Below are 19,962 nucleotides of genomic sequence, written 5' to 3' on the forward strand. Positions count from 1 at the left end.
TTATAATTTTTATTCAGTTGCATCTGGCTCTGTTTTCGCTGTCTCTAATGCTTTCAATCTGTTTTCTAAATCTGAAAGTCTTTCTTTGATAGCTGAATTCAAGTGCTCTTCCATTACGCTTCCGGCGCCTATATTGTTGCTGCGGACTGACTTATCCTGCAGCATTTCATGGGTTACACTGCCTGCACCCATTTCGGCTTGATTTCCGCCGCCTAATGAAATTTCCTGACCGTCTTTCATTACAGTTCCGCCATCAATGGCTAAAACACCGCCAATGACGGTACGATCCCCGCCATCAGTGGTGTAATTTTTAGTTACTCGCATAATAACCCTCCTTTATTACTCAGTAGGCAAAGTCAACTGACCATACACGACCGCCTCAGAATCCCACAGTTTTACATCTTCACGCTCAATTGCGCGCACTTTAGTTGTATTTGTCTCAAATGCACCAGCACCGACATCAGTAGAGGCGATTGATTGTTGCTGGCGGTCAAATAATACAATCGCTTCTTTTAGATCGCCGACAATAACAGGCGCTTTCCCTGATTTTGTTTTTAGAATCTTGTTTGGAATGACTACTACCCGGCGGCCAAACAGCATTTTATTTGTCGGTTCAGTTGGGATATCTTTAAGCAAATATTTGCCGTCTGCATCCTTTAACTGATCAAGATAATCAAAACCGTCTTGATTAGTCATGATAATTGCGTTTGGTGATATTGCTGGATCAAGCGTTACGTTCAAAGTCTTTTTGATAGCATCCAGCCCTTTAAATTCAGTCTTTTTCAAGTTATCAAGAATCGCCAAAATCAAAGCATTACGAGTTGTGATTGATTTCTTTACAAACCATTTAGCAACATAGGCCATGATTGCTTGATCTGTGTCTTGAAGCAATGTATTTGAAAGTGGCAATATACCGGCATAATCCACAATGTTATAAGAGAGTTTGGAGAATTTCGGCTGATCCGTTTCTTGAATCTCGTCCATTTCTTCAAGAACTGCAAACGGGGTCAAATCACTATTTTTCTCAAGCATGCGACTTCCTGAGCGAGTTGCAACTGGCTCAACAGTCACGTATTGCTCTAACTGATGTACTTGCTCCCGTTTTAACTCTTTGATTAGTCTAGAAATATCCTCCGGAATCAGGATGCCGCCGTCTTCTTCATTTTTTCCGGACATTGCCCGAAACTCTTCGCTCTCAAAAAGATCACGTTCCTCATCACTCAAACGCTTACCGCGAAGAGACTTCATGAATGCTTGAGCGAACATCTTTTGACGCTCCTCTTTTGCTTCTGCATCACCCGTTCTACCTTCTGGATTACGCTCCTGCTCTGGTACAAAATTCACACCGCCCGGCAAGTCAGGCACATCAAGTGAACGTCCCTCGGTCATCAAATCAATTTGATTCTTGAGCTGCTTCACTTCATCGAGCAGGGCACGGGCCTCATCTGTTTTACCCTCCTGCAGCGCCTTGTCTGCTTGCTGCTTCTTTTCAGTAAATTGCTGTCTTAATTGAATTTCTTTTTTGCTCATTTGCATTGGCATATTGGTTTCCTCCTTATTTAGAAACAAAAAAAGACCTTACTCCGGGAGTACAAGGTCAAGTAATTCCAATTCCATTTTTAATGTTTCATCTGATGCGTTGCGGCTCTCCTTCAATTGCTCTACTTTTTCTAAACTGCGGGCGCCTACGACTGCCTCTGTATCACTATACGCCGGCGTCGTGACAAGAGATATATCAAAAAGACGATGTATTTTATTGATCCTTCTCTCATAGATGTCCTCATCTTCATTCAGCCGCCACTCATCCGCGTCTGTGTCGCCATAATCGAGTGAAAAAGCAAAAGAGCATTGATTGATAACACCACTGCGGACATTTTCCATTAAATCACGCGCGTATGACGTGTCGGAGGGCTTAAATCTGAATTTGAGACCTATTCCATCTATTTCAAGCTCAAGACGCCCAGCGTCGCCAGAAACAGTATTTCTCGCCAAAGGAAAGTCTTGCTGGTGATTAAAAAGGGCAATAACATTTGAAAGATCGGCTGATTCAAGTGCATCCCTGCTGATAATTTCCTTGAACCACCCTAAACGCTCTGACCACTTTTCAAATTTCAAAGCGTAACCTTCGACAAATTCGCTTTGCCCCTCACCTTCGGACCGCAGCTCAACCGGCGTCGTCAAATGCCGAACCTCTTTATCCTTCATTCTTGATGTCACCCCCTTTCACGGCGCCGCCAGCTTTAATCCGCTGATATTCTTCCATAAAATCGAGGAACACATAGTTTAAGCTGGACATATACTTGTCGCCTTTCTCAATCGGGTTACGCTCAAGTAATTCCCTGATTTCGTCTTTATTCAGCACCCCTGTTTCATGCAGTGTTTTCAAATACTCTGCCTGCGTCTTACTGTCTCCTCGCAGCTCGCTGTCTATATTGAATTTCACGTAATGGCCGCTTTTCTGATCGTGATCTAAAAACAATTTCACATTAAGCTCTTGTTCAAAATTCACGATCCATGGCTGCAGTGTGTTCCTAACATATTCAATAGACTGATGTTCAATATTTGAAAATGTTGCTTTATCCAATTCGTTTAGCTTATGCAACGGCACTTTATAAATCATGGAAATCTGGGCTTTGTTAAACTTCATGGACTCAACGAATTGAGCTTCTTGTAGAGGCATGGAAATAGATTGATATTCCAAGCCGTTATCTATGATGGCGATATTTTCACCTTCGTTTACCCGTTTCCACTCTTTGCGCACGTTCTCTTTTGGTTTTTCATCCAAGAATGCCGGGACTTTCAAAATCCCCCGAGGTGTTGCCTCGTTTTTGTACAGTTTGGCGTTATATTTTGTGGCAGCCGCTTGCGCCCCAATATGTTCCCGTACTACCCCTATAGGTGATTTTCCATGTATGCCGTCAGTCGAAAGCCCTTTAAAATGCAGCACTTCATGATCATACAGCTCCATGGTCTTGCCATTGACCACCGTTTGATACCACAACATGCCTGTTGTTGGATGAACATAAGCATTTGTGAAATCAGGTCGTAATGGGATTAACGCTTCCGGGTAACCATGTGACCCGAATTGTATATAGGAAAACGCATTTCCCCAAGTTAGAACATGAGTCATCATGAGTTTTTTCCATGTGAAGGCTGTCATATAAGGATTAGGCCGAGCATAAACAGCATGCGCGGACTTGTGTTCAGGTTTCCGCTCTATGCCTCCGTCCGTTCTTCTATATGTGTGAATCGGCAGTTTTGCAATATCATCAGACAATACATTCACACATGCAAATATGTCCGGTTGCACCAGCGAATTACTTTCACTCACCCTTTCGCCGCTTGCTGTTTTCCGACCGCCGAACATGTTTAATAGAATATTATTAAAGCCATCTTCACTATCTGACGAGTCCGAACGTTTCTCAAATATCCGATCTATTAGCAACTATTTCACCTCGCTTTCTTGGTAAGAAGATAGGCATAAAACATAAAAAAGACACCCGTCAGAATAAGACCGATGTTTGTATTCCATCTATAAGCAGCTGTCAGGATAAAGGCGGCGCCCGTCACAAACAGCAAATCGTTAAGTATTAACATGAAAAAAGTGAACACTTTCTTCATCCCTATCACATCCTAAAAACTGAAATTTCCCGATCCAAAGTGCTCATTCAAATCAACTCTTCCACTATTGCCGAAGTACATCGCACGGGCATACGCATTTATAACAGCTGCAATAGGGTCAATCCTTTGCGGGGATTTCGCTTTATCCAGCATGATATTTTCTTGCGGATCAATTTTCGTAATCGCGTTATTAATGGCCCATGTTAAAACCGGATCGTCACCGTGTATGATTTTCCCCTCATAAACATTTTCTCGAAAACTCTTTGTAGGTAATGAAAGATGATTTATTCTTTGCGGCATTTCGACTGTTGTCAGCCCTTTTGACTCAAGACGTTGGGCTAAATGAAGAGCGTTCCATTTATCGTATACAATCTCTTGTGGCCGAAAACGATGTTTATGAATAAATTCTAGTATCCATTGTTCGACTCGTTGATAATCAACCGCTTCCCCTGCCGTATACGTAATGTAACCCATCTCTTTCCACAAATCATATGGCACCTTATCTGTTGCCATTTTTTCCTTTGCTCGTGCCTCAGGCATAAAGGAATGTTGACCAACGTAGAACAAACCTTCTTGCACGGCCACATATCCAACAGATGTTAAATCTGTAGTCATGGATAGATCAAGCCCGAGGTAAACTGACATACCCTGTAAATCAGGGATTTCACCGCTGCATGCACGCCATTTTGTCATGTTCATATATCCATTATCCTTTTGATCAACCCACCGATTCATATTTTTAGTCAAGAAGCTTCTCATTTTCTCCGGAACTTCCAGCGCTACTTTAAGCGCAGCACGCAACGACTCCATGCCCTCTGGATACGTTGCAACAATCGGATTGGCTTTAATCCAGTTGGATTCGTCTTTTATATCGTCCTCTGGATCAAGCTCACAGATCATAACAAAATAATCATCATTCTCCGTGTCAATGTCTGGATCAAGGATTTTACTTGTATATTGATATTCCCTGAAACACGGCCTTTCCATATGAAAGCCGGCTGTCGTAATAACAGCCATTAACGGACTGCGGCGGGCGACCATACCACTATCAAGAACATCATAAATTTCACTTGTTTCATGAGCCATATATTCGTCTACTATTCCAATTGATGGGTTCTTCCCATCTCCTAATTTTCGAGCTTCCCGAGACAAAGGCTGAATAATGGAGTTTGTCTTGTATTTTTTTACTCGCCCATTCGCTGAAGTGTATTTTCCTTTCAGTATGGGAGCGTTTTGCAGTTGCTCAAGAACAGCTTGGTACACTTCGTCAGATTGTTCACGAGACCACCCAGCAATAAAAACCCGATGCTTTTCTTGCGTAGGAAATATTTCATATGACGCCACTAATGCAAGAAACTGTGATTTCGCATTTTTCCGGGCCAACTGGATATAAACTTTTCTGAAACGCCGAGCACCGTTTTCTTTTTTATAGAAACCGTAGATATTAGCTGCTATAAAAAGCTGAAAGTCTGTAAGCTCAATCGGCTGTCCGGAAAGAATTCCCTCGACGTGTCTGAATTGCCGCGCCCATTCATAAAAATCGACAACAGCCTCGGCATCAAAATAATAAGGGCAGTCTTCATCTGCAAGGCGTTCAACATCTCGAAAAAAGCGCTCAACTGCCCATCTATGCTTTTTGCTTGCCTTGATTTCACCAGAACGGATTTTCTCAGCGTATGACCATACCCGTTCAATGAGAATTTCGGCATTAATCTCTTGCATTACATGCGGCCCCCGAACCGTTCTTCCTCTTTTGACTTCGGTTTCCCATCATCTTTTTTCGGGATGACAAGTCTACAGCGAGAGGAAATGGTCAGCCCTAAATCACTGGAAGCTTGCCGGCATTGTTTAAATAACTTGTCCTGATTAATTAACAGCTCGGAATAGTCATCATTTGTGACTTGTTTTTCATGTTCCCCAATAACATTTCCCGCTTGATCAAGGTCCTTGACGATAATTGTCTTCATCGGTCCCTGTTCAAGCAATTGATCAGTGATCTGGATGTAAAGTTTACGAGCATATAAAAAACGGGCGAGCGCATCAACATCTAAATTGGTCATAATCCCGATGTTTTTTAGCTCGTCCGCTACCTTTTTAAACTCTCTTTTTAAGTCTTTTGGCAAATAAGAAGGAGCTTTTACTTTGTCGTTTGGTGCCTTTATTTCCTGTTCTCGACGTTCCTCAATCTCTTGCTGTGTCAGGTGTTTCTTCCCTTTCACCAGTAGCAAGTCAACAGGTTGCCGCGGTCTAGCCATTCCCTCACCTCCTTCCGAATTTTCATTTAGGGAATTTTTCAAAATGGGGAGGGGAGCGCGGTCTCCGGCGTTCACCCCTCAGAGATTTTAGGGTGGGGGGTGCTCATTTCCTCTTTCAACTGCAGCATTGCGGCTTCTAATTTCTTTTGTGCTTCTTTTACTTTCTTTGTATACAGATCGAATGCTGTTTCCTTTTTCATCGTTACACGAAGAGCAAACAGTTTCTTTACCTTCTGTTGCATGCGTCTTATGTCAGCATTGGTATAATAGGATGTATACTCAGTCCGACATCGAGGACACTTGATATAATGCTCACGGATGCCGTCGTCATGCTTCCTGGCCTTTGAGCATCCTTTGACCAAGAGCATTGTTCCACATTCATCACACATGCATGTTGGATGTTCTGTTCCCAAATCCTCCATCCTCCTTCGCTGTCTTTCTACTGTGGCACGGTGCACATAAGGGCTGCCAGTTGCCTGAGTTCCAAAAGAGTTTCATGTCGCCTTTATGCGGTTTGATATGATCGACTACTGTTGCCGGCACCTGTCTACCTTCCATCATGCAGGATACACAGAAAGGATGCTTTGACAGGTAGCCAAGACGTGCCTGCCTCCACTTGCTGTTATATCCACGCTTTGCAGCGGACTCCCGGTGCTGATCATAGCCCAGCTTGGTTCGCTTGTGCTGTTCACAGTAGCTCTCTCTTGTTAGGTTAGGACAACCGGGTTCATTACAGGGTTTCAAAGACTTATGCATATTAATAGATTACCCCCATTAAAAAAGCTCTCCAGATTGGAGAGCTTTTAAAAATGTTAGATTTAAAATTGTGTGTTAGTATGTGTATGTTCACAATGCTGAAAACTAATTATTAATTATTCTCATCTGTAGGTGGAAGTAAACTTGTAGGTAAAGAATCTTCAATCTCTTTTGGAAGTAAAGTTTTTACAGCCGATTGACCAATCTGTTTTGCCGCCTGAGGATTTCTTGCGCACCAATTAACTAGCTTAACCATTAAAGCAGTTGCCCATTTCTTTTTAGTTAAGTATTGAACTTGGTCCTTTAACAACTCAATTTCTTGATGCAACTTTTTCTTTTCAGCTTTTAGTTCAGATTCAAGTTCTTCCGATTTATCAAAGGCTGAAGAATACTTTTCTTCAAGCTCATCAAGTTTATCTTTAAGCTTTTGTCCTTCAGCTTTTGTAAAATAACTCTCAGATACTTCTTCAAACTTTTCTTCCAAAATCTTTTCAATTTCTTCTATTTTTTCTTGTGTTTCTTTAATTTGTCTTCCAACAACTGAATTTCCCATTTCTTTTCTTAAATTTTTAACCCAAGTGGTTATTTCCCTTGTAAGTGTACCATAAGAAAAAGTGCTATTTATTTTTTCATGAGATAATAATTTTCCGGGACTTATCTCCAAATCTTTCATTTCTCCATCAGGATTTAATATAAATGAAAAGCAATAATCCTTGTGATAAATATAAGTAATTTGCAAAGTTAATTCATCCAAAAAATTTTTATTTAATGTGGTGGATGTTGAGATTTTAAAATCATCTGCAGTAAAACCATTTCCCTCTAATTTTTCTCGTAAATTCATCAGGAAAGTTTGATTAATATCTAATGACAATAATTTCACCTCTGTTATGTTTTACACTATAAACAAAAAGCATCTCGAGAGATGCTTTTTGTTTATTTTTTAAAGATTAACCTATAAATCATCTGCTTCTTATAATTGTCATTTTTAAACTCTGACCGATCCGAAGAATATATGTACCATTTATCGTGACGGTCTGACCAATTGGTTAACTCAACTTTAGTTATATCAGGATAGCTGTATGTATATTCTTCGTTAGTTTCTGGGTTCTTCAAATGAATAAGTAAGAGCGTACCTGTCTTAGTTTCAAATACCTGATGACCTTTTATCTCGTGTAGAATTTGTTCATCTTTTCCTGGTATATCTGGTTCAACGCTTAATTCTACCTTTGGATAATTGTTCAAACAATTAATTAACATAGGATCAATAATCATTAAATTCACCTCCTATTTTATATATCGTCTTATACACCCTAAATTTTAACACTTTATTCAAATCTTTAAATGCTGTTAGATGAATAAAAAAAGTCTCATGCAGTTTCTTTATCGATTTATTACCTATTACCATAATACCTTGACCAAAACAAAATTGTTTGCCGTTATTCTGCCGAATTTATGCCATTTTTTAGTTACTTCTAGGTTTATATACTCCTTGGCCATTCACATATCTTGCTAATCCATCTAAATCTGGAAATAAGGTAAATTGACTTACACCACTAATATTAAGAAATTTCTTTACATCTTTTTTTAACTTAGAACTTATATTAATTTTTTTCAATATATCCGGACGATCTGCAAGTTCTTCTTCTAAGGGAAGGCCTGATTTCCCTTGTATAGTAAACATGCCATGTTGAGCTACAATTCTTGTACTGTTTCTCATTGGATATAAAGCTAATGAATTATCACTGAGTTTGGGCTCATTTATATTCACAATATCTTCATAGCTATTTTCAGGAATATAATATTTTTCTTCTCCCAAAGTTTCTTTGTTCAATTTAAGTGGTTTTAACATCCAAATTGAGCATGGATTAATATGTAGCCAATCTAGGCTTGCAAAATATAATGCAACTGCAAATGATTCACTCCAATCAAGGAGTCTAGTTTTTACACCGTGATGTTGCATTAAAAATAACAAATCCCACCCCTCAGTTTTGTGGTGAATGTACCCCATTCGTTTAAATAAGTTATAGTATGTTAACTCTGTAGCAATATGATCAAAATCTGGTGTGCTAGGACCCATACGATATAATCCAGAATGCAACTTATAATGTGAAGCGTTTTGGCCTCTGAACCATACCTTTCCCATCTTTTCACTATCCTGGAATTCATTAATTTCATTCAGTATCTTATTCCACTCTTCTGAAAACAATTTCTCTCACGCTCTTTCAATTTTTTTAGACATGAAGAATTGCGAAATATACACAAATCACTCATAAATTTATACTGTGTAATTTGCCGAATTTAATCAAACCCCTATTATCCTGAACAATTTGACATTGACACTTTCATTTCTTTTGTGAATTCCTTCCCTGTTCCTGATACAACAATTATATTCACCCAAACATGATTTTTATTTGTATTCATCATCTCTTCAAAATAACTGAAAGGGATAACAACTTCTATGGAATGAAAAGTTTTTAATGTCGTCGGTAAGACTTCTCCATCATCGAACTTTTTTTCTTTTACAAACTTATAAGGTGTAAAGCGGTGACCACAAACAAAAAAACTTCTTAAATAATAATATACATCTTTCGGATCCCTAAAGAGGTTCTTAAAACAACTTATGTCTCTTGCTGAATATGATCTTGCCACATGTTTTGGAGGTTCTATTAAAAAATCTTCTAAATAAATATCTCTATATCCTATATTTTGAATCTTTATATAACAGAGATCACCGTACTTTGAATCATAATTGCCCCCTATATAGTTAGTAAGAATGTTTATTTTTTCTCCCCTATCAGTCTTAGCTAAGAATAATGAAACCGTGATTGCAATAAAAGTTCCTATAGCTGAAATAGATGTCCATGTAATCTCATTCAACTTCCATATAATTTCATATATCATATTCTTTTCCTCCCAATTTTCTACTTTACTTGATTATCTAAATACGAACAACTTTAAATTAACCATAACTTATATACTGTGCAACTCGTCGAACTGAGCCAACCCCTTGTCCTCTCTGTTTTTAACCAACATCCCTAAAATGAATTACACACCTGTTATTTTTGAGGAATTGACGAAAAATGCAAAGAAAAAGGCCCATCCTTGTTGTTTTGGATGAGCCTGGTTATATTTTAAATTTCTTCATAGCGTTGTTCATTGCGTCTTGATTGATTCCGATATACCGCAGGGTTGTCCGTTGGTCCGAGTGATTAAATATCTCCTGCAGCATAGCAACGTCCTTCGTTTGTTTGTAAAAGTGATAGCCAAATGTTTTCCTCAATGTATGAGTGCCGATGTCATCTAAACCAACATACTCGGCAGCCGCCCTGAGAATCTTGTATGCCATCGACCGGGATATTGGCTTGTTAATCCCTTCACGGCTTTTAAAGAGAAACTCATGGTCCTCTTTCCCTTCGACATAGGCCTTAAATTCTCTTTGAAGAGCTGGCGTCATGTCGATTCTCTTTTTCTTTTTCGTTTTCTTTTCTATGAGATTAAAGTATGGCCGTTTAGCGTCTCTTACTCTCAGCTGCAGAATATCTGATATACGGAGCCCTGAATTGATACCGGTCACAAATAGCATGTAATTCCTCATGTTTTGCTCTTTTAAAAATCTCTTGATGTAGAAGATACATTCCGGATCACGTATAGGCTGAACAAAATTCATTCAGTGGTTCCCCCATCCTTATATACTTCTTCTCTCAGAGCAAATGCCAACCGATATAGAGCCTTTGCCTTCCCACGATAATAGCTGCGCTGGCTCAGGTCCATTTCTGCATACACTTCATAATCATACATTTCTTCCGGCTGCATATAGAGCATGACAATGATCTGCCGTTCTCTTTGAGAAAGCCGGTTAACAGCTCTTTGAATCCTTTTTAGGAATTTATCACGCTGACTCTCCCAATCAAGACGTTTTAACGCTGCCTCTTCTGTTGAGGAATGAAACTCATTTGTGATGCTTGGCGGAACAATGCTGTAAGTAGGTGTAACCTTTGGTAAAAAATCATCTGGCACCTGTAAGAGATATAAACGATATTGATCAAGCAGCTTCTCTGCTTTTGATTTAGTCGCTTCTTCGTCAATCTGAGGAATGTTTAATGTTAATTGATTCATAGTTTTACCCTCCGTTTATTTGCGTCTTAAAGCCCCGCCTTTGCCTCTTTTCAATGTTTGCCTATCTTGACCCATCATTTGCCGCCAAAACCATTCTGAGCGCTCCTGCGCGTTTTTATTGGACTTTTTCTTCCTCTTCTTCATGCCTTCCCTCCGTTCAAATAAAAAACGGACACCAACCAAAGCACAGATTTCTCTGTACAGTGATTAGTGTCCGCAGGCGTCTCCATCTTGGACTATTAATTCTTTTTTAAGCTTTCTATGCTCGCATCTATAATCTCTTCAAGTAGCTTGTTTTTCTTTTTACTAGCAAAAAGATCTGTTATTATCGCATTTAGAAAAAAACCAAATATAATCAAAATTGTAATAATCGTTGTAATATCCATTACTGTTTCATTAGCGCCAGTTTGCTCCACTTTTATCCAACCTAGAATCTTAGGACTCTTTATTACAATTAAAAATATTGGTCCTGATAATAAGGTGAGTATAGTTCGAATTAAAATTTCTCGACTACCTTCTGTATCGTTTGTTTTTATGTAGCTTTTTAACAATCTTAGTTTGTTGATATTAAAATCCGCGAAAAATAATATGGATTTACTTATTTTTTCTAAATTCCACATTAGATCATTTATTTTTTCTTTTTTTAAACCAGCTAAAAAATCGTCTTCCTTCATTAGAATAGGATTATTCAACCACTCATAGAGATTATTTGGTTTCTTATTAAAAGAAAACGCTGCATTATTTATGAAAAAGATTGCAAGCCACACAGACATATGCGATCCGATTACAAAAATATCAGGACTCCATTTATTCCACCCTTTATATTCTAAGAAAAGTAGGATAGCTGATAAGCCAACAAGCAGAGCAGCAAAAGCTCCTAAAATTTTTATGTAAGATATAGATATTCTAAGAAATAATTTAAATTTACTCATTTTCATTCACTTCCGTTATTGTTAGAGAACACAAATAATTAATTGGCTTAAAAGATATGCTGCAAATAGGATCTCTAACCTCTTTTATAATTCTTGTAAGATTCGGATTACCGACATTTTCAACTAATACCAAAACATATTGATTGCCTTTTTCTTTAGCAATAACTCTTTCACGTTCGGATAAATAGAACTGATAGTTACTGTTTTTGAACTTTGTCCCTTTAACTTCAATAAACTTGTCAGTGCCGTCCGGAAAATAAGACCTTATATCATATCCGTGCCCATCTTCTCTACTTGAAATCCAATCAACTTTTTGAGCCAAATCAGTTCTGCCTTCTTTTATTAAAACATCTTTTTCTTTATTAAATACAAAGTCTTCTGCTGCTTTTCCAGTTAGCTCATTAGCAATTTCTTTCTCTCTACGTAGCTGTTTATATTTTTCTACATTTATAACTCTTCTTATAGTCATTTTTTTCTTTTCAAGACTGTCTAATTGCGTTTGGCTATTATTATCTTCTAAATAATGTTCATAGACATAATCGTAAAAGAGATCATTTAAGGTAATTAAATCTTTAAGCAATTGCGCTTCATCAAATGTAAATAAATTATATCTCTTGTTTATAAGAGCACTGGCAGCATACTTTTTCGGTCTCTCAGATTTACCCAAATAAAATTCATTTGTATTAAAACCTAATAACTCATCATTCGATTGAATTTGTTTTGCAAAAAATTCTCTACCTTTTTTAGCTTGTTCTCTAATTTTTGATAGACTAAATTTTTCAGTGCCTGTGGAAATGCTCAAATAAAAATTTTGACCGTCTTCTGAAAACAAAATAACAATATAAATCCCTACTTGTGTTGATACTCTATTCCCTTTAGTTGTTAAACGATCATCAAGAAAAGCAATCCAAAATGAATCTGAAATCCTACCAGTACCTGTAGAGGCTTTTATGCTGATATGGTCTAAATTTTTAAATTGTCTTTCTTTTAAAGCTTTTTCAATAGACGCGGGAATTTCATTGCGAAACAGTTGAAAAAAATCATGTTCTCTATTGTCTACTTTGAGCTTTTTATAATCATTAAAACCTGTCCAAAATCGATCTACATCAAATAAGGTAAATTTAACGCTATCCAAAATAAAACTCCTTTTACTCTAGGACTTAATAATCACATTATACCTTATTCTTCTAAATTTTTAATAATTAATCAAAAGAAAATTCACTTATCATAGTTACTCTTGAATTTATCCTGTAATCCAATAAGGCATAATAGCTATAGCAAAAAAAGCACCTATTACAATCAACAATATAAGCCAACTATTTGTTTTATCACGCTTTGCAATAATTACTTCATTCCCAATCATCTTCAAATCCTCTGCTTGAGCCACCAACATAGGTACTTCCTCAACCTCAACCTTTAAATACTGCGCCGCCTCATAAATGGTCATCGCTTCGTCTTTTGTGGCTTTGACTGCCCGCTGAAGCTCAACCTGTAAAGGAATCATTCTACCTCACCTTCTAATTCATTTTGGGCAACTGTTATGGCGAAATTGAGATTTGTTATGATCTTCTCTAATGCCTGTTTGTATCGTTTTCTATCTCCGCTTAGATGCTGAATGTCCTTTTGAGCTTGCCGGAATTGATGTACCGTTACTTCCTCCTGACGCTTGTTTTCCTCAATGATTTCCTGCTGCTTCACGGACAGTTCAGTCCGATCAATCAGAAAGTCAATATGCTCTTTAGCCATCCAATATTGTTCTGTCGGGTTAGCATTTTCATAGCCTTTTAGTCTTGAAATACGTGCTTTAATTTCCTGTAATTTATCCATATCCGTTCCTCCCATATCGCAGAGAGGGCCGGCCCCTCTGCGTCACATTTTATAGCCGATCTCAAAATCAATTCTTGAAAGATTGCCTTTTGACGTTTGCACGATTGTTTTCCCATGCTCCGGCATTTCCGTTAATTTGAATGATCTATTGTTTCCGTCAATCACAATGACGTAATTTTTGTCATCTTCAATTTGATTAAGTACCTGTTCTAAATTTTCTATATGTTTTGGACAGTTCACTGTAAACGCCCCCGTATGGTATAATAGAAGTGTCGAGTTTCTATTTTCCAAACGGTGGCGTTTACTAAATGACCATCATCACATCCAATCGTTCATTGGGAAAACTTGCAGCTTTGTCTGTGGTTCTTCCGTTGGGATGATTGGATGTTTTTTTATATACTCCAAACGCTCCTCTTCCGTCATAACCAATGTAATGACTTCTCCATGCTGACGTAAGTTTTTATTTTCTGTCATGTCCTCGCCTCCTTACTCTTCGTTTAATTGTTTGATGCGCAGATTGTAAAGCGTCTCAATTTCATCGTCTGACTGGCGTTCCAGAAATGCTTTCCCGTATCCGCCTAAGATAGTGAGCCACTCAATCAAGTGCTGACGTTCTGTCCATTCCAACGGTCCCGACTCCCTTCTTGATCAATAATTGCATCGCAGCATTTTTATAGTCAGGCGGACATTCTTCATGCCGCACGATGACCATGAGTTGGTGAATGGTTGCTTTCTCAAAAGGGAAGGCGCTGCCTGATAAGATCATGCTCTGTCGCATCCTTTCCGAGAAGTCCGTTCATTCGTGGCTGAATGAAGTCCCTGCTGGCTTGATCCATAACAAGGAATAGCATTTCGTCTATATCTCTCTTTAGCTGCTCTGAAATACAGATAATAGAATCATTGGCTTCCCACATTTCACGAAACCGCTTGATCTCCCAATCATTCCAGACAAAGTTTTTTTCGATGAATGGGATATACACCGGGCTATCCTGCACAAACCGCCGCAGATTATCTTTTTTGCCTCTCAGATGCGTTCTTTTGATTGAAATGCGTTTATTTGCATTTAACCCATAAGGACGTGGCGGAAGCACGCGGCCTCTTGCAAAGTCAACAATCAGTAAAATGATTTCATCTGGCTTTCTATTCAGCAGCTCGGCCATGTCATAAATGGATTTGCCGTCATACCAGTAATCAACAACCTGACGCATTTGCACCAGTGACCATTCAAAATTAAGATCAGCCAAAGCAATTTCTAACCGATCAGCAGGGGCTGCGACACTCATGCCAAACACTTCCTTACCGTCCCGGTATACCGATGAACAATGATTAATCTCTGTTCATGCTGCAGATTTTTAGAAACCAGCCAGTTATTTGGATTTAAACCATTTTGCTTGATAATGTCCTTTTGCGCACGTGTTGGGCGTTTACCGTGTTTCAAACTGCATTCCTCCTATAGTTTTGATAGTCAGCAATTTTCTGATCAATAAGAGCAATAAGTTTATTAATCTCTTTTTTGCGTTCAGCATCAGTAAGCTTCCGTTTTGGCTTGAGCTCCCAAACGCCGGGCATGATCAACTGAGCCTTAGTTCCATGCACTGTTCCCACCTCCTTTAATGCGTTTGTCCTCTCCGGTAAACTTGACAACCCTTGTTCCCTGCATCATTCGGGATATGATGCGACCGCCATGAACACCGTATTTCATTTGGAGATTTTCGACGTTGTAATTGGTGCTAATGATATTGGGCTTGTCCTGCCGAGACTCAATAATTGTCAAGATCAAGTCCGTGGCCCATGATTCCTCACCGTCTTTGTCCTTTTTGACGTACTCAGCGCCTAAGTCATCAAGTACAAGTAACTGGCATTCTTCAATGTTTTTGAGAATAAGGCTTTCTGTTTCCGTCTTATCCCCGTATGAGTTTCGTATTTTCCGTAGCAGCAATTTTGTATTGGCGAAGATCACTTTTTTCCGCAGCTCTTTGACATATTGCGCAACGCTGTGAGACAAGTGACTCTTTCCGATCCCGTAATTCCCTTGTAGTAGCAAGGAATCAAAGTCTCCCCAATTTTCAAAGTTCTCAGCGTACCATTTCAGCTTTCGGAAGGCGTCCATCTGTGAGTCTGATAAGCCTTTTAAGTTGAAGTTACCGAATGTGGCTTTCTGGATATCTGGAGGAACCAGACTGTTATTCCAGAAGAATGCGTCCGCTGCTGTTTCTTCTTGAAACTCAATCATTTCTTTTTCAAGGGCAAGGTTGTCACAAGCTAAACACCGGCTGTGCTTCTTGCCATTCTGTAAGTAAATCGGAACCTCGTTACCGCACCCCTCGCACTCCCTAACGCCTATCTTCTTGGGAAACAAATGCTGCAGGCTTTTGGGAACTGCTTTAGAAAAGGCCTGAGTATTGGTTTGTTTCGTTTGCTGGGCTGGAATCAAACTGACGGCCTCCCTTTTGATTTAAGTAATTTTCAAACTTGGTACCGAATAGCGTTTCTGGACGAATGAATTTGTTCATTTCAGGATCATTTAACCATTCTTGGGTTTTAACAAGGATGACATGTTTAAAATCATTGAATCTAAAACCTTCGTTCCATCTCGCCTTTATAAAATTTCTTGTTTTAGGTGTAGATGAACGATAGTTTTTGCCTGATACTTTGTTCAAAAGATCAATGATCAGCTTGTAAGGAATCTCCTCTATTGCTTTTTTTGAGGAGGATGCGGCGTCGGGTGTACCCGACAATATATCTTCTTCTTTTTCTTCTTCTTTTTCTTGTCCACTTGTCGGCAACGTATCGTGATACGTGTCGTTTACGTATCGTGCAAATGATTCCCTGATAGCTTCATTAGGAATGTGTGGATAAAGAAGCTCTATCAACGTATTGTCCTTAACTTCCTGCAGCTCTTTTTCTATGCAGTCCATCATTGGTTTTCCAGCTTTATTGAGGTTGTATTTCCCCCATTTGATAATTGCGACTTCCCTAGTTTCAGAGTTATACATGATTAACCTATGATGATTTTGAAACCGTTCCATAAGACTGTTAATCGATTCGATTGAATATCCAATATCAAAGGCCATTTGCTTTTTAGTAATGGAGTAAATGCCTATTTGAGTCGTATTGGGGTTGGTTAAGAGATACAAATAAAAGTATTTATCCTCAGGTGTTAATTCCTCTAATACTTTTGGGTCTTGCCAGAATTGCACATGGACCTGCCGGAATTTAGCCATTAGTTTCACTTCCTTGCTCTATTGCTTCTGTTTTAGTCAAGGCCCAAGGCGACCTCTTTCCGTTAACAAGGACTGTACCCAAAAGATTGTCAGCTCTTTCATTTCGGATAACTTTCCCGCCTTGAGAAAGAAGTTTATTCAGAGTCTTTTCATGAGTTGACTTAGATTCACTGACCACCAAATGAAACTTGTTATTTTGCCAAACATGACTTATTAAAAACAATTCATCCAATCCTTTCCGCTCTGGTGCAATTTTTTTGAGCAATCCACGCCTCGACTGCACGCCGCGAAAACCTCTGCTGTGTTTTTCCTGAGCCCGGACGCCCTGGTAGCTCAAATACCGGAAAATCAGGCTGGCTGAAATATAATTCTTCTGCTGTTCTGGCAGTGCATTTCAAGATCCCCTCATACACTTCTTTTTTAGTCAGAAGTTGATCTTGTGAGGATAAGACCGAAATCATTTCTTGAATTTTTGGAATTAAAGCAGCACTCACATTTGCAATAACGTCATTTGTAATTCTCTCGATATCTGATTGTTCGAGTTCAATTTTCATATTGTTCCTCCAAGTAAATTTTTATTTCCTCACAGGAAACCTAGTGTTAAAAAAAATGGCTCATTGGAATATTTAATTTGCGGGCTATTTTTTCTATACTTGTAATACTTGGGTTTACTTTCCCGTTCTCAATCTTAGAAATATATGATGCTGAAAATCCAAGTGTCTCTGCAAACTCTCTGAGTGTCTGCCCTTTTTTCGTTCGAATTTCTTTGACTCTGTTTCTGAATTTCGAGATATTCATTTATTCACCTCTTTCATCAGTTTCCTGTGTGGAAACTAAGGAAACTATAACACCTTATCTTGGAATTGACAACCCCTCTCTTACGATAATTTGTATACTATTTGTCAACACAGGTGTTATAATGTCTATAATACAGGCGATAAAAATAATTATATATTTTACACATAAAAAACTTTTAAATGTCGAAATAAGGTGATTATTTGAATAAGAATATAGGTGCCAATATAAAAAAATTACGTGAAGAAAAAGGTTATGGTTTAGTTCAAGCCGCAGAAGGCATTGGAATATCACGAGGGTATTTATCTAAGTTAGAAAAAGGTACGCAATATCCTTCTGTTAAAACAATAGATAAGATTGCCGAATTCTTTTCTGTTGATCGTTCGTACTTTTTTACTGATCTGGACAACTTGGATCAATTCTCTGAAACTGAAAGAGAAATTACTTTCGAGCGTGACTTATCTATAGAAAACCTTAGAAAGAAATATAACCTCACTATTGAAGGCAAAGAGGTTTCTGATGATGAAATTAATGTGATGTTAGAAGTGCTAAAAGCGTATAGAAAATCAAAGGGTAGTTCGAATATCGATTGATTCATCTTCAGCCAGTTGTTTAATTTTCTCCAGTAGTTCATCAAGTGAAACATCTTTTTTCATTTTTCAGTTACCCCTTCTACGAACATTCGTTCTAATTATAATCGAATACACTTATAAAATAAATATGTTCAGAAGGATTTCCTATTTTCTCATTTTGTCAAAATAGGAAATCCTCTTTAAAAACACGAAAGACGTTGCCTATGTAATTGGCAGCGTCTTTTTAATAAAATATAGCTTTTTCTTCTTTTGGTTGTGGTGTTGGTATTTGTGTTGGTGTTTCTTTCGTTAATTTAAAGCTCATGCCAACTGGAGGATCAGCCAGTTGATTAGTTCCTGTTGGAACAACTATGTTGCTTTTCGAACCCGGAGCATCCGCACTATTTGCACTAAAAACAAATGCTAGAGCTATTGCTAAAGTAATCAAAACTCCTATAATTGTCTTTTTCACCAATTTTCACCTCCCTTTTTAATATATTATAATCAACTCCTAGTTTTAGCAACTCCATTTTTGGTAGATTTGCTCTAAAGTAATCCTTCTTTTCACAAAAAACATGTAACGATAACAGCAGCTTTTCCTGACTTCCTTCCCTTCTTCCATCAAAATAAAAAGCTAAAGCTGAATAGTATTTGTCATCATAAAAATATTTTAGGTTAGCTTTATTGACAACCGCTTTAATAAAGTCAGTCACTATATATTCTTTCGGTACTGGTTTATTCCAGAAAAGGTTTGTAATTGCTAACTGTTCTCTTAGGTCATTAGCTACAAAATATCTTTCTTTCGTGTTGTTTAATTGAATCCCTTTTTTAAAAAAGCTTGATGTTTTCTCGTAAGATTCAAACAAATATGATAATCCCAATATAAAATAACCATTCGTCACTGAATTCACGCTAAAATTTCTTTCGATGAGCTTATCAGCAGATACCCTGGATTTATCTATATTGTTTTCAAACTTCAAGTACATATTTGCTAGAGCTTCGTCTGTACGGCTTAAAAATGCTTTTTTAATAAATGGATCTTTCATTTCTGGGAGCATATTGTGAATTTTTTTTATGTAGTGTAGAGATAAATCATACTTCTCACTGTAATAAAAACAAAGCATCTCTAGAATTTGCAAAAGTGTTTTTAAGTCATGAGAATTGGGTTTCAGCTTTTTCAACATTTCGAGGTAATCAACCTCGCTATAAACACGATTGTATTTTGACCATAGTTGCCATTGATATACGATTGCCCATTCCTTTAACTCTCTGTTATTTCCGTCCAAGGTTTTGTTTAGCAACATACAAGTGACTGAGTCTAAACTTTTAGAATGAGCATATTCAAAAGCAGTTTTTATATTTTTTTTAGTCGCCTCAAGGCAGCATTGCCGCATGATTTCGACCTCGTTATCCTTATCAAGATAACGTACTATCTCCAACACCATCCAAAGTGATATTTCTTGCCCATTCAAAAACTTGCTTAAGTGAGCAGGACTAATTCCAATTTTATCGGCAATCTCTTTCTGTTTTTCATCTGAAGACTCTATTATGCGCTTTAAATGATTTCTAACATCCACTATACTTTCACTCATCATAATCACCATTTCAAAATTAATTTAACATACTGAACAAAAAAAGATTGTCGATTAATGACGAAAGAATCAAAGTAAGAACAAAAAATCCAAATAAATATAATATTTCCAATCTTCTTTATTATATCATAATTCTTACTAAATAGATATATTTTGTATGTACTTTGGTTCTAACTATTGGGATTCTTAAATGTTTTATTTATTGCCCTAGCATGATACTTTGTTGATTTTTTCCTACAAAAACATTATGTTACATTACATAATAGTATTAG

The 19,962-nt window shown here is 37.8% G+C and carries 34 protein-coding genes; 1 reads left to right on the forward strand and 33 read right to left on the reverse strand.

Annotated features, from left to right (window positions below; genetic code table 11):
* Positions 1-9: 9 nt before the first annotated feature.
* The 31 genes from V6D41_RS05425 to V6D41_RS05575 form a co-directional block, all read right to left on the reverse strand.
* Positions 10-324 (reverse strand): hypothetical protein, encoded by a 315-nt coding sequence (locus V6D41_RS05425; RefSeq protein ID WP_333517534.1) that lies wholly within the window; start codon positions 322-324, stop codon positions 10-12.
* Positions 325-339: 15 nt separating this feature from the next.
* Complete coding sequence (locus V6D41_RS05430) at positions 340-1,542, reverse strand: phage major capsid protein (protein WP_333517535.1); 1,203 nt, start codon at positions 1,540-1,542, stop codon at positions 340-342.
* A gap of 36 nt (positions 1,543-1,578) precedes the next feature.
* On the reverse strand, positions 1,579-2,205 hold the full coding sequence (locus V6D41_RS05435) for an HK97 family phage prohead protease (protein ID WP_333517536.1): 627 nt from the start codon (positions 2,203-2,205) through the stop codon (positions 1,579-1,581).
* Positions 2,195-3,445 carry a phage portal protein gene (locus V6D41_RS05440; protein ID WP_333517537.1) on the reverse strand — a complete coding sequence of 417 codons (1,251 nt, stop codon included), beginning with the start codon at positions 3,443-3,445 and terminating at the stop codon, positions 2,195-2,197. Before V6D41_RS05440 ends, V6D41_RS05435 begins: the two co-directional genes overlap by 11 nt.
* A 5-nt stretch (positions 3,446-3,450) precedes the next feature.
* Positions 3,451-3,621, reverse strand: a complete 171-nt coding sequence (locus tag V6D41_RS05445; RefSeq protein ID WP_333517538.1) for a hypothetical protein — start codon at positions 3,619-3,621, stop codon at positions 3,451-3,453.
* Positions 3,622-3,633: 12 nt separating this feature from the next.
* Positions 3,634-5,343: a terminase large subunit gene (locus V6D41_RS05450; RefSeq protein ID WP_333517539.1), complete on the reverse strand. Its 1,710-nt coding sequence runs from the start codon at positions 5,341-5,343 to the stop codon at positions 3,634-3,636.
* Positions 5,343-5,876, reverse strand: coding sequence for a phage terminase small subunit P27 family (locus V6D41_RS05455; protein WP_333517540.1), 534 nt, complete (start codon positions 5,874-5,876; stop codon positions 5,343-5,345). The genes V6D41_RS05450 and V6D41_RS05455 overlap by 1 nt, the downstream gene beginning before the upstream one ends.
* Before the next feature lie 71 nt (positions 5,877-5,947).
* Positions 5,948-6,289, reverse strand: coding sequence for a transglycosylase (locus V6D41_RS05460; RefSeq protein ID WP_333517541.1), 342 nt, complete (start codon positions 6,287-6,289; stop codon positions 5,948-5,950).
* Entirely contained in the window at positions 6,258-6,632 is a 375-nt protein-coding gene (locus tag V6D41_RS05465) for an HNH endonuclease signature motif containing protein (RefSeq protein ID WP_333517542.1), read from the reverse strand. The genes V6D41_RS05460 and V6D41_RS05465 overlap by 32 nt, the downstream gene beginning before the upstream one ends.
* 112 nt (positions 6,633-6,744) lie before the next feature.
* Positions 6,745-7,503 (reverse strand): hypothetical protein, encoded by a 759-nt coding sequence (locus V6D41_RS05470; protein WP_333517543.1) that lies wholly within the window; start codon positions 7,501-7,503, stop codon positions 6,745-6,747.
* A 62-nt stretch (positions 7,504-7,565) separates the two neighbouring features.
* On the reverse strand, positions 7,566-7,904 hold the full coding sequence (locus tag V6D41_RS05475; RefSeq protein WP_333516615.1) for a hypothetical protein: 339 nt from the start codon (positions 7,902-7,904) through the stop codon (positions 7,566-7,568).
* Between the two features lie 190 nt (positions 7,905-8,094).
* Complete coding sequence (locus V6D41_RS05480; protein WP_333516616.1) at positions 8,095-8,775, reverse strand: FRG domain-containing protein; 681 nt, start codon at positions 8,773-8,775, stop codon at positions 8,095-8,097.
* A 170-nt stretch (positions 8,776-8,945) separates the two neighbouring features.
* Positions 8,946-9,533, reverse strand: coding sequence for a hypothetical protein (locus V6D41_RS05485; RefSeq protein WP_333517544.1), 588 nt, complete (start codon positions 9,531-9,533; stop codon positions 8,946-8,948).
* Positions 9,534-9,756: 223 nt separating this feature from the next.
* Positions 9,757-10,299: a tyrosine-type recombinase/integrase gene (locus V6D41_RS05490; protein WP_003220264.1), complete on the reverse strand. Its 543-nt coding sequence runs from the start codon at positions 10,297-10,299 to the stop codon at positions 9,757-9,759.
* Complete coding sequence (locus V6D41_RS05495; RefSeq protein WP_333517545.1) at positions 10,296-10,748, reverse strand: ArpU family phage packaging/lysis transcriptional regulator; 453 nt, start codon at positions 10,746-10,748, stop codon at positions 10,296-10,298. The genes V6D41_RS05490 and V6D41_RS05495 overlap by 4 nt, the downstream gene beginning before the upstream one ends.
* Positions 10,749-10,763: 15 nt before the next feature.
* Positions 10,764-10,892 (reverse strand): hypothetical protein, encoded by a 129-nt coding sequence (locus tag V6D41_RS05500; protein WP_333517546.1) that lies wholly within the window; start codon positions 10,890-10,892, stop codon positions 10,764-10,766.
* A 95-nt stretch (positions 10,893-10,987) separates the two neighbouring features.
* Entirely contained in the window at positions 10,988-11,680 is a 693-nt protein-coding gene (locus V6D41_RS05505) for a hypothetical protein (RefSeq protein WP_333517547.1), read from the reverse strand.
* A complete protein-coding gene (locus V6D41_RS05510; protein ID WP_333517548.1) occupies positions 11,673-12,815 on the reverse strand; it encodes an MrcB family domain-containing protein in 1,143 nt (380 codons plus the stop codon). The genes V6D41_RS05505 and V6D41_RS05510 overlap by 8 nt, the downstream gene beginning before the upstream one ends.
* 108 nt (positions 12,816-12,923) lie before the next feature.
* Entirely contained in the window at positions 12,924-13,184 is a 261-nt protein-coding gene (locus V6D41_RS05515; RefSeq protein WP_333517549.1) for a hypothetical protein, read from the reverse strand.
* The gene (locus tag V6D41_RS05520; protein WP_333517550.1) at positions 13,181-13,507 is read right to left on the reverse strand and encodes a VWA domain-containing protein; all 327 of its coding nucleotides are present in this window, start codon (positions 13,505-13,507) and stop codon (positions 13,181-13,183) included. The genes V6D41_RS05515 and V6D41_RS05520 overlap by 4 nt, the downstream gene beginning before the upstream one ends.
* A gap of 42 nt (positions 13,508-13,549) precedes the next feature.
* A complete protein-coding gene (locus V6D41_RS05525) occupies positions 13,550-13,747 on the reverse strand; it encodes an XtrA/YqaO family protein (RefSeq protein WP_046160674.1) in 198 nt (65 codons plus the stop codon).
* Positions 13,748-13,825: 78 nt separating this feature from the next.
* Positions 13,826-13,981, reverse strand: coding sequence for a hypothetical protein (locus V6D41_RS05530; protein ID WP_333517551.1), 156 nt, complete (start codon positions 13,979-13,981; stop codon positions 13,826-13,828).
* Positions 13,982-13,993: 12 nt separating this feature from the next.
* A complete protein-coding gene (locus V6D41_RS05535) occupies positions 13,994-14,134 on the reverse strand; it encodes a BH0509 family protein (RefSeq protein ID WP_003237439.1) in 141 nt (46 codons plus the stop codon).
* 107 nt (positions 14,135-14,241) lie between these two features.
* Entirely contained in the window at positions 14,242-14,790 is a 549-nt protein-coding gene (locus V6D41_RS05540; protein WP_333517552.1) for a hypothetical protein, read from the reverse strand.
* On the reverse strand, positions 14,787-14,945 hold the full coding sequence (locus V6D41_RS05545) for a DUF6906 family protein (RefSeq protein ID WP_003220291.1): 159 nt from the start codon (positions 14,943-14,945) through the stop codon (positions 14,787-14,789). Before V6D41_RS05545 ends, V6D41_RS05540 begins: the two co-directional genes overlap by 4 nt.
* Complete coding sequence (locus tag V6D41_RS05550; protein WP_333517553.1) at positions 14,942-15,103, reverse strand: hypothetical protein; 162 nt, start codon at positions 15,101-15,103, stop codon at positions 14,942-14,944. Before V6D41_RS05550 ends, V6D41_RS05545 begins: the two co-directional genes overlap by 4 nt.
* Positions 15,090-15,941 carry an ATP-binding protein gene (locus V6D41_RS05555; RefSeq protein ID WP_333517554.1) on the reverse strand — a complete coding sequence of 284 codons (852 nt, stop codon included), beginning with the start codon at positions 15,939-15,941 and terminating at the stop codon, positions 15,090-15,092. Before V6D41_RS05555 ends, V6D41_RS05550 begins: the two co-directional genes overlap by 14 nt.
* A complete protein-coding gene (locus V6D41_RS05560) occupies positions 15,892-16,731 on the reverse strand; it encodes a conserved phage C-terminal domain-containing protein (RefSeq protein ID WP_333517555.1) in 840 nt (279 codons plus the stop codon). The genes V6D41_RS05555 and V6D41_RS05560 overlap by 50 nt, the downstream gene beginning before the upstream one ends.
* The gene (locus tag V6D41_RS05565; RefSeq protein ID WP_333517556.1) at positions 16,724-16,963 is read right to left on the reverse strand and encodes a hypothetical protein; all 240 of its coding nucleotides are present in this window, start codon (positions 16,961-16,963) and stop codon (positions 16,724-16,726) included. The genes V6D41_RS05560 and V6D41_RS05565 overlap by 8 nt, the downstream gene beginning before the upstream one ends.
* Positions 16,956-17,285 (reverse strand): hypothetical protein, encoded by a 330-nt coding sequence (locus tag V6D41_RS05570; protein WP_003237453.1) that lies wholly within the window; start codon positions 17,283-17,285, stop codon positions 16,956-16,958. Before V6D41_RS05570 ends, V6D41_RS05565 begins: the two co-directional genes overlap by 8 nt.
* Before the next feature lie 46 nt (positions 17,286-17,331).
* Positions 17,332-17,529 (reverse strand): helix-turn-helix domain-containing protein, encoded by a 198-nt coding sequence (locus V6D41_RS05575; protein ID WP_077670761.1) that lies wholly within the window; start codon positions 17,527-17,529, stop codon positions 17,332-17,334.
* 200 nt (positions 17,530-17,729) lie between these two features.
* Between V6D41_RS05575 and V6D41_RS05580 the strand changes: the two genes are divergently transcribed.
* Positions 17,730-18,119: a helix-turn-helix domain-containing protein gene (locus V6D41_RS05580; protein ID WP_333517557.1), complete on the forward strand. Its 390-nt coding sequence runs from the start codon at positions 17,730-17,732 to the stop codon at positions 18,117-18,119.
* A gap of 223 nt (positions 18,120-18,342) precedes the next feature.
* Here V6D41_RS05580 and V6D41_RS05585 read toward each other — a convergent pair whose 3' ends face one another.
* Together V6D41_RS05585 and V6D41_RS05590 are read right to left on the reverse strand one after the other, a co-directional pair.
* A complete protein-coding gene (locus V6D41_RS05585) occupies positions 18,343-18,570 on the reverse strand; it encodes a hypothetical protein (protein WP_333517558.1) in 228 nt (75 codons plus the stop codon).
* Positions 18,509-19,690 (reverse strand): AimR family lysis-lysogeny pheromone receptor, encoded by a 1,182-nt coding sequence (locus tag V6D41_RS05590; RefSeq protein ID WP_333517559.1) that lies wholly within the window; start codon positions 19,688-19,690, stop codon positions 18,509-18,511. The genes V6D41_RS05585 and V6D41_RS05590 overlap by 62 nt, the downstream gene beginning before the upstream one ends.
* Positions 19,691-19,962: the final 272 nt, after the last annotated feature.

This window comes from Bacillus sp. 0102A, assembly GCF_036765155.1.
In the GTDB taxonomy this organism is placed as follows: Bacteria; Bacillota; Bacilli; order Bacillales; family Bacillaceae; genus Bacillus; species Bacillus subtilis_G.

Excerpts from the sequence above, each read along its gene's own strand:
- V6D41_RS05430 (WP_333517535.1), bottom strand. The coding sequence starts at position 1,542 with ATGCCAATGCAAATGAGCAAAAAAGAAATTCAATTAAGACAGCAATTT.
- V6D41_RS05450 (WP_333517539.1), bottom strand. The coding sequence starts at position 5,343 with ATGCAAGAGATTAATGCCGAAATTCTCATTGAACGGGTATGGTCATAC.
- V6D41_RS05425 (WP_333517534.1), bottom strand. The coding sequence starts at position 324 with ATGCGAGTAACTAAAAATTACACCACTGATGGCGGGGATCGTACCGTC.
- V6D41_RS05490 (WP_003220264.1), bottom strand. The coding sequence starts at position 10,299 with ATGAATTTTGTTCAGCCTATACGTGATCCGGAATGTATCTTCTACATC.
- V6D41_RS05505 (WP_333517547.1), bottom strand. The coding sequence starts at position 11,680 with ATGAGTAAATTTAAATTATTTCTTAGAATATCTATATCTTACATAAAA.
- V6D41_RS05540 (WP_333517552.1), bottom strand. The coding sequence starts at position 14,790 with ATGAGTGTCGCAGCCCCTGCTGATCGGTTAGAAATTGCTTTGGCTGAT.
- V6D41_RS05435 (WP_333517536.1), bottom strand. The coding sequence starts at position 2,205 with ATGAAGGATAAAGAGGTTCGGCATTTGACGACGCCGGTTGAGCTGCGG.
- V6D41_RS05515 (WP_333517549.1), bottom strand. The coding sequence starts at position 13,184 with ATGATTCCTTTACAGGTTGAGCTTCAGCGGGCAGTCAAAGCCACAAAA.
- V6D41_RS05480 (WP_333516616.1), bottom strand. The coding sequence starts at position 8,775 with ATGGGAAAGGTATGGTTCAGAGGCCAAAACGCTTCACATTATAAGTTG.
- V6D41_RS05520 (WP_333517550.1), bottom strand. The coding sequence starts at position 13,507 with ATGGATAAATTACAGGAAATTAAAGCACGTATTTCAAGACTAAAAGGC.
- V6D41_RS05570 (WP_003237453.1), bottom strand. The coding sequence starts at position 17,285 with ATGAAAATTGAACTCGAACAATCAGATATCGAGAGAATTACAAATGAC.
- V6D41_RS05485 (WP_333517544.1), bottom strand. The coding sequence starts at position 9,533 with ATGATATATGAAATTATATGGAAGTTGAATGAGATTACATGGACATCT.
- V6D41_RS05530 (WP_333517551.1), bottom strand. The coding sequence starts at position 13,981 with ATGACAGAAAATAAAAACTTACGTCAGCATGGAGAAGTCATTACATTG.
- V6D41_RS05465 (WP_333517542.1), bottom strand. The coding sequence starts at position 6,632 with ATGCATAAGTCTTTGAAACCCTGTAATGAACCCGGTTGTCCTAACCTA.
- V6D41_RS05500 (WP_333517546.1), bottom strand. The coding sequence starts at position 10,892 with ATGAAGAAGAGGAAGAAAAAGTCCAATAAAAACGCGCAGGAGCGCTCA.
- V6D41_RS05475 (WP_333516615.1), bottom strand. The coding sequence starts at position 7,904 with ATGATTATTGATCCTATGTTAATTAATTGTTTGAACAATTATCCAAAG.
- V6D41_RS05575 (WP_077670761.1), bottom strand. The coding sequence starts at position 17,529 with ATGAATATCTCGAAATTCAGAAACAGAGTCAAAGAAATTCGAACGAAA.
- V6D41_RS05455 (WP_333517540.1), bottom strand. The coding sequence starts at position 5,876 with ATGGCTAGACCGCGGCAACCTGTTGACTTGCTACTGGTGAAAGGGAAG.
- V6D41_RS05445 (WP_333517538.1), bottom strand. The coding sequence starts at position 3,621 with ATGAAGAAAGTGTTCACTTTTTTCATGTTAATACTTAACGATTTGCTG.
- V6D41_RS05590 (WP_333517559.1), bottom strand. The coding sequence starts at position 19,690 with ATGAGTGAAAGTATAGTGGATGTTAGAAATCATTTAAAGCGCATAATA.
- V6D41_RS05560 (WP_333517555.1), bottom strand. The coding sequence starts at position 16,731 with ATGGCTAAATTCCGGCAGGTCCATGTGCAATTCTGGCAAGACCCAAAA.
- V6D41_RS05495 (WP_333517545.1), bottom strand. The coding sequence starts at position 10,748 with ATGAATCAATTAACATTAAACATTCCTCAGATTGACGAAGAAGCGACT.